We start from the raw sequence: 12751 nt of genomic DNA on the forward strand, positions 1-12751 counted from the left end.
TATGATTCGTGTTGAAAATGTAAGCAAAAGTTTTGGGAGCAAAAAAGCTCTTCATCAGATTTCTTTTGAGATTAAGGAGGGTGAAATCTTTGGTTTTCTTGGACCTTCTGGCTCAGGTAAAACAACCATGATCAATGTCTTAACAGGTCAGTTGGCTGCAGATCAAGGTAAAACAGTTTTGTTAGGCAAGAATTCTCAAGATTTAACCTCAAATGATTTGGAACAAATTGGTATTGTTAGTGATGGCAGTGGTTTTTATGAAAAGATGAGTCTTTACAAAAATCTTCTAATCTACGCTAAGTTATATGGTCTCAAGTCAGATAGAGTAGTTCAGGTGCTCCAACAGGTTGGATTGGCAGATGCTAAAGATGTTATCGCAGAAAAACTATCTACAGGAATGAAACAACGAATGTTCTTGGCTCGTGCCCTTCTTAATGCACCTAAGATTCTCTTTCTAGATGAGCCGACCAGTGGCTTAGACCCTACAACATCTAAGATGATTCATACCCTACTTCAAGAATTAAAGCAGGCGGGGACAACTATCTTTCTGACCACGCATGATATGAATGAGGCAACTCTGCTTTGTGATCGTTTATCTCTTTTAAATAAGGGTAATTTAATAGAGTATGGAAGTCCGCAAGATATTATCCAGAAGTATCATGTGGATAAGAAAGTACGTGTGGTTTATAAAGATGGACGAGAACAGATAGTTCCATTTGAAGAATTGCCACATTTAGACACGACAGATTTGATGGTGGTCCACTCTTGTGAGCCAACTCTAGAAGAAATCTTTATCAGATTGACAGGAGAAAAGTTAGATGTATAGAAAATTAAATGCCCTACTATGGTTAAGAGTGCAAGTTCTTATTAGCAATTCAACTTTGTTAGCGACTTTATTGATGCCTTTTGGTATTGCTGTTTTATATAATGAATTTTTAAATAAGAATGGACAATTGAGCCTATTTTTACTATCTGCTAGCTTGACGATGGTCTTGAGCATGGGAAGTGGTTATATGGTATCGATTATGATGGCAGAAGATAAGGAAAAGCGCAATCTTAAATCACTCATTCTAAGTGGTGTGACAGCAACAGAATATACTCTTAGTATGCTTGTTCTCCCTATTCTGATAATGTTACTTGCTATGATTGTACTTCCCATCTATCTTAAAGTAGATATATCTGGTTATTTATTTGCCTACGTTATCTATTTGCTCCTAGCAACGATTAGTATTATTTTTCTCAACCTTCTAATCGGTGCGGTGTCAGATACTCAATCTAAAGCGCAAGTTTATAGTATCTTCCCTATGTTAATTGTCTCTTTTTTACCTATGATTGCTCTTCAAAATGATACGGCTCAGAAAGTGTTGGATTACTCGTTCGTCGGTCCTATTGTAAATCTTTTAAATAAAAAAGGTGGGGAAATATCCTTTTCTAATATCGGCATGTTACTTGCCTGGGTACTTGTGTTAGGGATAGCAAACCTCTTTGTATTGAAAAACAGCTATAAAGCAAGATAGGAGACCTTTATGAAATTACTTAAAAACCTTGGCTGGTTTCTTCTAGCCATTCTATCCTTTTTATTCATCTATGGCTTCATTCAGGGGCTCGCGACTACGTCTCTTGCCTTAGGCGCTTCCCCCTATGCTGTTACCTTACTCTATGTGGCCTTGGCTGGAGTTTATGTGTACGGCATTTACAAATGGTACCAGAAAGCTCCTGTTCATATTGAGAAGAGTGGCTTTAACCGATTTATTTGGCTTCCTGCCTTGGTTTGGTTCTTATCTCTAGTTGTCCAGTTTTTCTTGCCAGATGATCCTTCAGTAAATCAACAAATAGCGACAGACTTGACCTTGTCTCAACCACTCTTCTCCTTCTTTGCGGTCGTTATTTTTGCTCCTTTGACGGAAGAACTTATCTTTAGAGGGATGTTGGCACGCTACCTCTTTCCTAAGCAGGACAATAGTAAACAAACTCTGATTTTTCTTCTGGTATCCAGTGTTCTGTTTACCTTGATTCATTTCCCAGGTGATGTGCAACAATTTTTTGTCTATTTTAGCCTTGGTTTTAGTTTGGGATTGGCCTATATTAGCAGAAAAGGTCTGGTCTACAGTATTTCTCTCCACGCTTTGAATAATTTAGTCGGCTTTTTGATGATTCTCATGCTATAATAGAGTCAGGAGGTCACATGAAACGAGTAATTTTATTAGCAGTGATTCAGGCAGTTGTTCTATTTTTCATCATTGGGGCGCTAGCTTATGCCTTTAAGGGCGATTTCTTTTATAGCCATCTAGCAGTGGTCTTTGCCCCTATTGCTGGTATCTGGCGTTTTGGGACAGCTTACACAACGGAGATTGTCTTGCCTCGAAAGGCAGCCGAAATTGCTGAAAAGCGTAAAGCAGGCAAAAATTCAAAATAAAAGAGTCCGGTGAACTTCATCGGATTTTTGTATTAGCGCTAATTTTTAGGGACTTTACCTGATTTTTAAAGACTAGCAAACTTTTCTGATGATTTTCATGAAGAGCCTGCGCTTTTATGGTAAAATAGTAACAGAATAAAAGAGGAGAGAAAACATGAAACGTAGTATGTATGCTGGTCGTGTTCGTGAGGAACACATCGGACAAGAAATGACCTTGAAAGGATGGGTTGGCCGTCGTCGTGACCTTGGTGGTTTGATCTTTATCGACCTTCGTGACCGTGAAGGAATCATGCAGTTGGTTATCAACCCTGAAAAAGTATCTGCAGAGGTCATGGCAACAGCTGAAAGCCTTCGTAGCGAATTTGTTATCGAGGTGACAGGTCAGGTTGCTGCGCGTGAGCAAGCCAATGATAAGTTGCCAACTGGTGCAGTTGAGTTAAACGTGACAGCTCTGACAGTGTTGAATACAGCTAAGACAACACCATTTGAGATTAAGGATGGTATTGAGGCCAATGACGATACGCGTTTGCGTTACCGTTACCTTGACCTTCGTCGCCCAGAAATGTTGGAAAATCTTAAACTTCGTGCTAAGGTGACCCACTCTATCCGAAATTACTTGGATGAGTTGGAGTTTATCGACGTGGAGACACCATTCCTTTCTAAGTCAACTCCTGAAGGGGCGCGTGACTATTTGGTGCCGTCTCGTGTTAATAAAGGGCATTTTTACGCTCTTCCTCAAAGTCCACAAATAACGAAACAGCTCTTGATGAATGCTGGTTTTGACCGTTACTACCAAATTGTTAAATGTTTCCGTGACGAGGACTTGCGTGGTGACCGCCAGCCTGAGTTCACTCAGGTCGACTTGGAAACATCTTTCCTTACTGAGCAAGAAATCCAAGATATCACAGAAGGATTGATTGCGCGTGTGATGAGGGAAACAAAAGGCATCGAAGTAACGCTTCCATTCCCTCGTATGAAGTATGACGATGCTATGGCTCTTTATGGTTCTGACAAACCTGATACCCGTTTTGACATGTTGCTTCAGGACTTGACAGAAGTGGTCAAAGGTGTTGACTTCAAAGTCTTTTCAGAAGCACCTGCTGTAAAAGCCATTGTGGTCAAAGGCGATGCGGACAACTATTCACGTAAAGACATCGACAAGATGACGGAAGTAGCCAAACAGTACGGTGCCAAAGGTCTTGCTTGGGTCAAGGTAGTTGATGGAGAATTAAATGGACCAGTTGCTAAGTTCTTGGCAGGCATCCAAGCAGAATTGACAACAGCGCTTGCTCTTGAAGATAAGGACCTCGTTCTCTTTGTGGCAGATACGCTTGAAGTGGCCAATGCAACGCTCGGTGCCCTTCGTGGACGTATTGCCAAAGAGCTTGGTTTGATTGACAATGATAAATTCAACTTCCTTTGGGTGGTTGATTGGCCAATGTTTGAATGGTCTGAAGAAGAAGGTCGCTACATGAGCGCCCACCATCCTTTTACCCTTCCACAAGAAGAGACTGCTCACGAATTAGAAGGTGATTTAGCTAAGGTTCGTGCCATTGCTTACGATATCGTCTTGAACGGTTATGAGCTTGGTGGTGGTAGCCTTCGTATCAATCAAAAAGACCTTCAAGAACGCATGTTCAAGGCTCTTGGTTTCTCAGCAGAAGAAGCAAATGACCAGTTTGGCTTCCTTCTTGAAGCCATGGACTATGGTTTCCCACCACACGGTGGTTTGGCTATCGGGCTTGACCGTTTTGTTATGTTGCTTGCTGGAGAAGAAAATATCCGTGAAGTCATTGCCTTTCCTAAGAACAATAAGGCAAGTGACCCAATGACACAAGCTCCTTCAACAGTAGCTCTCAAACAACTAGAGGAACTCAGCTTACAAGTAGAAGAAGATGAAACAAGCAAAACGAATTAAGCGGTGGCGCTATTATCTGCGCCGCTTTGCTCATCAGATAAAAATTTTACGTGTCTTACAAAGCATCTCTCGTGAAAAATACGATGAGAAGATTTCGGCTTCTCTGGTCTATGGTTTTTTATCAGCAGTAGCGGTCAATTTCTTTTTCCAACCAGGGCATGTGTATTCGAGTGGTGCGACAGGTTTGGCACAGATTATCTCTGCCTTGAGTAATCACTGGTTTGGTTTTCATATTCCGATTTCGCTGACCTTCTACGCCATTAATTTTCCTTTGATGGTCTTGGCTTGGTATCAGATTGGCCATAAGTTCACCGTCTTTACCTTTATCACGGTATCTATGAGTTCCTTCTTTATCCAGTTTGTCCCTGTGGCGACCTTGACAGAGGATCCTATTATCAATGCCCTTTTTGGGGGTGTTGTCATGGGCTTGGGGATTGGTTTTGCTCTTCGAAACAATATCTCCAGTGGTGGGACGGATATCGTCAGCCTGACTATTCGCAAGAAAACAGGTAAGAATGTCGGTAGTATTTCTTTCTTGGTCAATGGGACCATCATGCTGATAGCAGGTTTGACCTTTGGATGGAAATACGCTCTCTATTCTATGATTACCATCTTTGTCTCTAGCCGTGTGACAGATGCGGTCTTTACCAAGCAAAAACGCATGCAGGCCATGATTGTGACCAATCATCCAGATAAAGTAATTGAGAAAATCCATAAAAAATTGCACCGCGGAGCAACCATGATCCACGATGCAGAAGGAACCTATAATCACGAGAGAAAGGCAGTTTTAATTACTGTCATTACACGTGCAGAGTTTAATGAATTTAAACTCATTATGAAACAGGTGGATCCAGGTGCCTTTGTCTCTGTATCTGAGAATGTCCATATTCTGGGACGATTCGTTGAAACAGAAAATTAGTGACTAAAAAAACCAGCGCGAGCTGGTTTTTATTTTTCGATAATTTTGTGGGCGATTAATTGACGGTAACAAATTTGTTTATTGCTCTTAGCATCGTTGATAATCTGAAGAATCGTTTCAAATGATGTTCGACCAAGTTCTAGGCTATTGATATCGACATAGGCTGCCAAGTTGAGCTTGGGATTGACTGAGTCGAAGCTGAGAACAGGGACATCCAGCTGGTGTTTTGCGATGTAATCACAGACCCCTGCAGCAAGGAGACTATCAATGGTAATAATAGCGTCAATATTTGAATCGTGTTTGAAGAGAAGTCTACTAAAGCGATAACCATTATCTTCAAGAAATTCAGTAGCAAAGCAAGTCAGATTAGTATCGAGAGGAAGTTGGTGTTGTTTTAGAGCCATCTCGTAACCTGTCAGACGGTCTTGTGTTACGAAGAGTCGCTTAGTCCCTCCAATGAAGGCAATTCGCTTGCAACCTTTTTTGATAAAATACTCTGTCGCATCAAAACCAGCTTGGACATTGTCATTATCGACAAGCGGAATGAAGGGAGATAGAGATTTACCTAAGATAAGGAAAGGAAATTGCTCGTCTGCTACTAACTTAACCAAAGGGTCCTCTTCTTTGGCATAAAGGAAAATCAAACCATCCACACGTTTACCGTAAACCATCTGTGAAATAGCTTTAAGGCGCTCTTTTTCATCTTTACCTGTTGCAATCTGAATAGCATAGTGGTTTTCAGAAGCGACTTGGGCGATACCACGGAGGACAGATGGGAAGAAAGGATTTTGATAGAAGGCGTCTGAGTCGTCAGGAAGGACCAAGCCGATAACTTGAGTATAGCTACTTACCAAGCTACGAGCGTTGAGGTTGGGGTGGTAATTGAGCTCCTTCATAGCCTTGCGAACGCGTTTTTTTGTTTCGTCGCTAATGGTTGATTTGTTTTGAATAACACGGGTTACGGTTGAAGGCGAAACACCAGCAGCCTTGGCCACGTCTTTAATCGTAACGGGCATAAAAATCTCCTATTTATGGTAATCTGGATCACGGAAATGCGTTTTATAAAAGATAGTAACCAGATACAGAACAAAAAGAATGTTTTGTACAGTGATGAGAGTTGTCATATTTTGGCCAAATAGTCCCAAAATAAGCGTAATCAGTGTTGGTAATCCTAAACAGTTCAAGATAAAATGGTAGCACTCTTTAAAGGTCCTAAATGAAAAGAGGCGTGATTTCTTAGTGATATAAAGGAGAAGACTCGCTCCTAGAGAGACGATAAAGAAATTCAAACCAAAGAGGAAGCTAGCACCGAGAACTAGAAAGAGACTGATATAGACACGATTCTGCTGGTACCAGTCTTTAGAAATGGCTTGGGTCAAGCTGTCTTTACTTTTGAAACTCTCAGTCTCAATCGCTCGGTAAGAGATACGGGTCAGCTCTTTACTTTCCTTGCTGATGACGAGCTCATTCGTATCGAAATGCAGTTGCAAGTCTTTAGGTAATTCCTTGCTTTGACTTGGACCGATCACAATAGAAGGCTCTTGACTAGCTGTTCCAGTATAAGTTAATTTGCCATCAACAATTGTAGCGTGTTCAGAGAGATCCTGTACAACCTTATCTGTCAATGGTTCATAGACATTATCGATAAAGGTTTCTAGCGGATAAGTCTCCTGCGAGCTGTTTTTGATGGCAATAGGTACCATAGATAAGCTGATAAGGAAGATACTGGTAAAGAGAAGTTGGAACCAGTTGAGTCCGAAACGTTTGGACAGGGGCTTACGAAATCCCCAAATACTTGAAAAATAGGAAAATGGATATGGAAGCATAGGTATCTTTCTAAAAGGTGTTTTCTATATGAGTATTATTATATAGAGAAATGTGCTTTATTTCAAGTCTAGGAGATGAATTGCTTGCTACAAGGATAGTTTTATAGTCACAAGCTTCAAAATGAAAAAGGGTGGCGGGGATATATTATCCCTTGTCGCCACCACTTGTAAGTCCTGAAACAAAGTTCTTTTGTAGGAAGAAGAAGAGAATACAGATTGGAAGGGCGATGAGGATAGCACCTGCTGAGAAGTAGGCGATCTTCATGTTTTTCACATTGCTAACGAAGGTTTGGAGACCTACGGCAACGGTAAAGTATTCTTTCTCACGAAGCAAGAAACTAGAGAGGATGTAGTCCCCGAAAGGTCCCATGAAGGCCCAGAGAGCTTGTACGGCAACCATTGGGCGAACAAGTGGAAGAACAATTTGCCAGAAGCGGCGGAAGTGTCCTGCACCGTCTAGTTTTGCAGATTCGTCTAGAGACATTGGCACTGTATCGAAGTAGCCTTTCATGAGCCAAGCATTCATTGGGATACCACCACCAACGTAGAGGAAGATGAGGAACCAGCTGTGGTTAAGGGCGTTCAACATAAGTGCCATAACGAAGAAGGCTGTCAAAGCGGCCATGGTTGGCACCATTTGGATAATCAAGAAGAAGACCAAACTTTGTTTACGAGCCAAGAAGTTGTAACGGCTGTAAGCATAACCAGCAAGTACGATGATACTTGTTTGAACAACCATAGTAATTAAGGCGATAATCAAAGTGTTGAGGTACCAAGTACCGTACAAGGTTTCAGTGAAGAGGCCTTTAAAGTTATCAAAATTGAGGTCGATATTAGTATCTAGTTTAAAGGCTGAGACGTTACCTGCTTTAAAGGCTGACATGATGGTAATCAAAAGTGGATAGATAATCACGATTGATAGGCCAATTAAGTAGAGGTAAGTAAGAGTTTGAGTCAGTCTACGTTTGAGTTTAATTGAGTTATTCATCTTAGACATCCTCCATATCAAATGCGTGTAGTTTCTTGAATGCGATCATAGAGATTGAGATGACAATGATAGAGATAATCAAGGTAACAGCTGCCGCCATTGAGTATTGAGGAGATGTACCTGTTGTCAAACGGTAGATCCATGAGATCAAGATATCGGTTGAACCAGCTCCACCTCCGACACTACCAGGTCCTCCACCATTGAAGAGGTACATGATAGAGAAGTTGTTAAAGTTGAAGGTGTATTGGCTAATCAAAGTAGGTGCTGCAACAGCCAAGATCATTGGGAAAGTGATGTTGCGGAATTTTTGCCAAGCATTAGCACCGTCAATATAAGCTGCTTCGTAAAGGTCGTTAGGAATAGATTGTAAGATACCTAAAGTCAAAACGTAGATGTATGGGAATCCAAGCCAACCTTGCATCATAATCAAGGCAACCTTTGTCCAAGTAGGGTCTGTTTTCCAAGGAATAAGAGCCCCATCAAGGAAAGGAAGGAATTTAGCAAAGATCGGCAAGACTTGAGTGTTGATAGCACCGACACTATCATTAAACATGTTTGAGAATGTCAAGATAGTGATGAAGGCTGGGACAGCCCAAGGAAGAAGGAAAATAACACCAAAGATACGTTTTCCTTTGATAAATGGTTGGTTAGCAATGATAGCTGTGAAGATACCAATCACGATCTGCAAAGTTGAGGCAGATAAAGCCCAGATGATAGTCCAAGAAAGAACAGAACCAAAGGCTGAACGGAAGGTACTCAAGCTCCAAATGTTTGTAAAGTTTGTCAAACCAACCCAGTCCAACAATTTGTTTGGTGGCAAGTGTTGGAAGTCGTAGTTGGTAAAGGCAATCATCAAGGTTACGATAACTGGGAAGATAATCGCAAAAGTCATTGCAATATAAGATGGAATGATCAAGAGGTAAGGGAAGCCATTTTCATAGATTCCTTTGATCATTTCTTTAAAGGTAAGTGCTACTGGAATACCATTGTTAATGTGTTTAGCAGTTGTATGTGCATCTTTAATATTTGAGAAATAAAAGAGTACATAAACGACTACAAAGATTAAATGGAAGGCACCACGAATCAGCATAAAGAGGGAATTGTCACGACCTGGCTTGTCACCAAGAGTGATGAGATTGCTCAATTCAGGGGCTGCAAGTGCTAGGAAATAAAGGACAAATACGATGGTTACACCAAGGAAGATAAAACCTTTGGCCTTTTGTTTATTGTAAATCTGTCCTAACCCAGGAATGATAGACAGCAGGGCTGCTTTACTAGGTTGTTGCTTTTCCATAATAACTCCTTTCATAGGATACTGGTTTCTAGATAAAACCTAAACTATTTGTGTTTTTGTTGATAAATTCAAAGGGGGATTTGATTTCCACCCCCCTTGAACAAATTTTTTATTCACCAAATTTTTGTTTGATTGTTTCTTTGATCAATGTTACAGCATCGTTAGCAGCTGTTTTAGCATCTTTCTTACCACTTACAGCTTCAAACAACATTGTTTTAGCTGGGTCCCAAACAGCTGACATTTGAGAGATGTTTGGCATTGGTTGAGCGTTCTTGAACTGTTTGATAACAGCTGTTGTCAACTCATCATTTTTACCTTCAGCGTATGAACGAGCTTCAGTGTTAGCTGGGATTTCATTAGTTTTATCGTAGAAGGCTTTTTGTTGTTCAGTTGAAACAAGGAAGTCTACAAATTTTTGAGCAGCTTCAAGGTTCTTAGTGCTTGATGGGATGATCCAAGCTTTACCACCACCAAATGCTGCGTAGTCTTTTCCGTTTGGAAGAGTTGGGATAGTTGCAACACCGTAGTTTACTTTAGCGTCTTTGAAGGCTTGAGCTTTCCAAGGTCCATCGATGATAGCAGCTGTTTTACCTTCTTGGAATTGAGTTTGGATTAGGTTTCCAGCTCCTTCAGTATCTTGCATACCTTTAGGCCATTTTTCATACCAAGTTTTAGCGTATTCTACACCTTTGATAGCGCCGTCGTTTGCAAGACCGATGTCTTTAGCGTCTTTACCGTTTTGTCCGAATACGTAACCGCCGTTACCAGCAAGAAGTCCGTATGCAAAGTAGAAGTTTGTCCAGTCAGCTAGGAAAGCAGAAGTTTTTCCATCTTCTCCAGCGAATGCGTATTTGCTATCTTTAGCAAGGTTTTCCAAGTCAGCAAATGTTTTTGGAGCTTCTTTTACCAAGTCTTTGTTGTAGTACATAACAAGTGACTCGATAACGGCAGGAGCACCGTAAACTTTACCGTCAGCAGCTGTTACAAGAGATTTAGTTTTATCATCTGTTTTAGCACCGTCGCTCAATTTCACTTCTGAAAGTTGTCCGTCAGTACCAAGGCTACCTACACGGTCGTATGGAGCCATCATAACGTCAGGAGCTTGACCTGATTGGTTGTCAAGAGAAAGTTTGTCAAGCCCACCCATTTGGTCACCAGATTTGATGTTAACTGTTGTTCCTGATTGTTCTTTATAAGCTTTAGCTACTGTTTCAGCATAAGCTTTGTATTGGTCCTCAACGTAAAGAGTGATTTCTTTCGCTTCAGATGAACCAGAATCAGCAGGTTTATCAGCAGTTTTGCTTCCGCAAGCTACCAAAAGCAAGCTAGCAAGTGTAGCAGTTCCAAGCACAGCAGCGCTCTTCATGAATTTAGATGACATAGTGTATTCCTCCTAAAGAATAACAAATTTTATAATGAGGAAACGCAAACGTTTTCCTTTATGGGACTAGTATAGCACAAATAGAAAACGGTTGCAAGTGTTTTTTTGTAAAAATTTTAAAAAAATTTCACGGAAAGGGTAAGCGTTTTATTTGTTTATAATAGAAGAAAAGTTAGAAAATATATTTTCATGCTTTTACTGAAATTATTTAGGGAAACGATTGCCTAGATTTTGAACAAAAAATAAATTGCTCTAGACCAAAAGTAGGCTAAGTTGAGCCTTCTATTTGTAGTTGAAGAAGATTTTGTAAATAGAAAAGAAAAAATGTATATGTATACATAAATAAGGACAAGTTTTTTTAAAAAATAATCAAAAAGTTTTTTTAAAACCGCTTGCAATTATTCCAAAAATGAAGTATACTTATCTTAACGCAAACGTTTGCGCCCAAAAATGAAAAATTAAACTACAAATACACGAGGTGTTGTTTATGAAAAAACGTCAAAGTGGTGTGTTGATGCACATCTCTTCTCTCCCAGGAGCCTACGGAATCGGATCATTTGGTCAAAGTGCTTACGACTTCGTTGATTTCTTGGTTCGCACGAAACAACGTTACTGGCAAATCCTTCCATTAGGAACAACTAGTTACGGAGACTCTCCTTACCAATCTTTCTCAGCCTTCGCAGGAAACACTCATTTTATCGATTTGGATATCTTGGTGGAGCAAGGTTTGTTGGAAGCAAGTGACCTTGAAGGAGTTGACTTTGGTAGCGATGCGTCTGAAGTTGATTATGCTAAAATCTACTATGCACGTCGTCCTCTTTTAGAAAAAGCGGTGAAACGTTTCTTTGAAGTTGGAGATGTTAAAGATTTTGAGAAATTTGCTCAAGACAACCAATCATGGCTTGAGCTCTTTGCTGAGTATATGGCTATCAAAGAGCATTTTGAAAATCTTGCTTGGACTGAATGGCCAGATGCTGATGCTCGCGTTCGTAAAGCTTCAGCACTTGAAAGCTACCGTGAGCAATTGGCAGACAAGTTGGTTTACCACCGTGTGACTCAATACTTCTTCTTCCAACAATGGTTGAAATTGAAAGCTTACGCTAACGACAACCACATCGAAATCGTTGGGGACATGCCAATCTACGTAGCGGAAGATTCAAGCGATATGTGGGCAAATCCACATCTCTTCAAGACAGATGTCAACGGTAAGGCGACTTGCATCGCAGGATGCCCACCAGATGAGTTTTCTGCAACTGGTCAGCTTTGGGGTAACCCAATCTATGACTGGGAAGCAATGGACAAAGACGGCTATAAATGGTGGATTGAACGCTTGCGTGAAAGCTTCAAAATCTATGATATCGTTCGTATCGACCACTTCCGCGGCTTCGAATCTTACTGGGAAATCCCTGCTGGTTCCGATACAGCAGCACCTGGTGAGTGGGTGAAAGGTCCGGGCTACAAGCTTTTTGCAGCCGTTAAGGAAGAACTTGGTGAGCTAAACATCATCGCAGAAGACCTTGGCTTCATGACAGATGAAGTTATTGAGTTGCGTGAACGTACTGGCTTCCCAGGAATGAAGATTCTTCAATTTGCCTTCAATCCAGAAGACGAAAGTATCGATAGCCCACACTTGGCACCTGCTAACTCAGTTATGTACACAGGAACTCACGATAACAACACGGTCCTTGGTTGGTACCGTAACGAGATTGATGATGCGACTCGTGAGTACATGGCTCGCTATACTAACCGTAAAGAATACGAAACAGTTCCACACGCTATGCTTCGTACAGTCTTTTCATCAGTTAGCTTCATGGCAATTGCAACTATGCAAGATTTGCTAGAATTGGATGAGACAGCTCGTATGAACTTCCCATCTACCCTCGGTGGAAACTGGTCTTGGCGTATGACTGAAGATCAATTGACACCAGCTGTCGAGGAAGGTTTGCTTGACTTGACAACAATCTATCGACGAATTAATGAAAATTTGGTAGAATTAAAGAAATAATACA

Annotated in this window: 12 protein-coding genes; 7 read left to right on the forward strand and 5 right to left on the reverse strand. The window is 40.9% G+C overall.

Annotated features, from left to right (window positions below):
- The first annotated feature begins 1 nt into the window (after position 1).
- From QM865_RS07080 to QM865_RS07105, 6 genes are all read left to right on the forward strand, one after another.
- Positions 2-826, forward strand: coding sequence for an ABC transporter ATP-binding protein (locus QM865_RS07080; protein WP_261074555.1), 825 nt, complete (start codon positions 2-4; stop codon positions 824-826).
- The gene (locus QM865_RS07085) at positions 819-1517 is read left to right on the forward strand and encodes an ABC transporter permease (protein WP_261072806.1); all 699 of its coding nucleotides are present in this window, start codon (positions 819-821) and stop codon (positions 1515-1517) included. Before QM865_RS07080 ends, QM865_RS07085 begins: the two co-directional genes overlap by 8 nt.
- Before the next feature lie 9 nt (positions 1518-1526).
- Positions 1527-2168, forward strand: coding sequence for a CPBP family intramembrane metalloprotease (locus QM865_RS07090; protein ID WP_261030087.1), 642 nt, complete (start codon positions 1527-1529; stop codon positions 2166-2168).
- Positions 2169-2185: 17 nt separating this feature from the next.
- Positions 2186-2416, forward strand: a complete 231-nt coding sequence (locus QM865_RS07095) for a hypothetical protein (protein ID WP_033682917.1) — start codon at positions 2186-2188, stop codon at positions 2414-2416.
- Positions 2417-2570: 154 nt separating this feature from the next.
- Positions 2571-4334, forward strand: coding sequence for an aspartate--tRNA ligase (aspS, locus tag QM865_RS07100; protein WP_261030085.1), 1764 nt, complete (start codon positions 2571-2573; stop codon positions 4332-4334).
- Complete coding sequence (locus QM865_RS07105) at positions 4312-5253, forward strand: YitT family protein (protein ID WP_101782283.1); 942 nt, start codon at positions 4312-4314, stop codon at positions 5251-5253. The genes aspS and QM865_RS07105 overlap by 23 nt, the downstream gene beginning before the upstream one ends.
- Positions 5254-5282: 29 nt before the next feature.
- Here the strand turns inward: QM865_RS07105 and QM865_RS07110 are convergent, their stop codons facing one another.
- The 5 genes from QM865_RS07110 to QM865_RS07130 all read right to left on the reverse strand — a co-directional run bounded on the left by QM865_RS07110 (position 5283) and on the right by QM865_RS07130 (position 10742).
- A complete protein-coding gene (locus QM865_RS07110) occupies positions 5283-6269 on the reverse strand; it encodes a LacI family DNA-binding transcriptional regulator (protein ID WP_101785802.1) in 987 nt (328 codons plus the stop codon).
- A 9-nt stretch (positions 6270-6278) separates the two neighbouring features.
- Complete coding sequence (locus QM865_RS07115; RefSeq protein ID WP_414306341.1) at positions 6279-7079, reverse strand: DUF1189 domain-containing protein; 801 nt, start codon at positions 7077-7079, stop codon at positions 6279-6281.
- A 145-nt stretch (positions 7080-7224) separates the two neighbouring features.
- Positions 7225-8067 (reverse strand): sugar ABC transporter permease, encoded by an 843-nt coding sequence (locus QM865_RS07120; RefSeq protein ID WP_001065648.1) that lies wholly within the window; start codon positions 8065-8067, stop codon positions 7225-7227.
- A 1-nt stretch (position 8068) separates the two neighbouring features.
- The gene (locus QM865_RS07125) at positions 8069-9361 is read right to left on the reverse strand and encodes a sugar ABC transporter permease (protein WP_061759676.1); all 1293 of its coding nucleotides are present in this window, start codon (positions 9359-9361) and stop codon (positions 8069-8071) included.
- Between the two features lie 109 nt (positions 9362-9470).
- Positions 9471-10742, reverse strand: a complete 1272-nt coding sequence (locus QM865_RS07130) for an extracellular solute-binding protein (RefSeq protein WP_000095466.1) — start codon at positions 10740-10742, stop codon at positions 9471-9473.
- Positions 10743-11229: 487 nt separating this feature from the next.
- Here QM865_RS07130 and malQ point away from each other — a divergent pair, with 487 nt between their 5' ends.
- Positions 11230-12747, forward strand: coding sequence for a 4-alpha-glucanotransferase (gene malQ, locus QM865_RS07135; RefSeq protein ID WP_084891153.1), 1518 nt, complete (start codon positions 11230-11232; stop codon positions 12745-12747).
- Positions 12748-12751 lie beyond the last annotated feature (4 nt).

Source organism: Streptococcus mitis, from assembly GCF_047462815.1.
In the GTDB taxonomy this organism is placed as follows: Bacteria; Bacillota; Bacilli; order Lactobacillales; family Streptococcaceae; genus Streptococcus; species Streptococcus mitis_DO.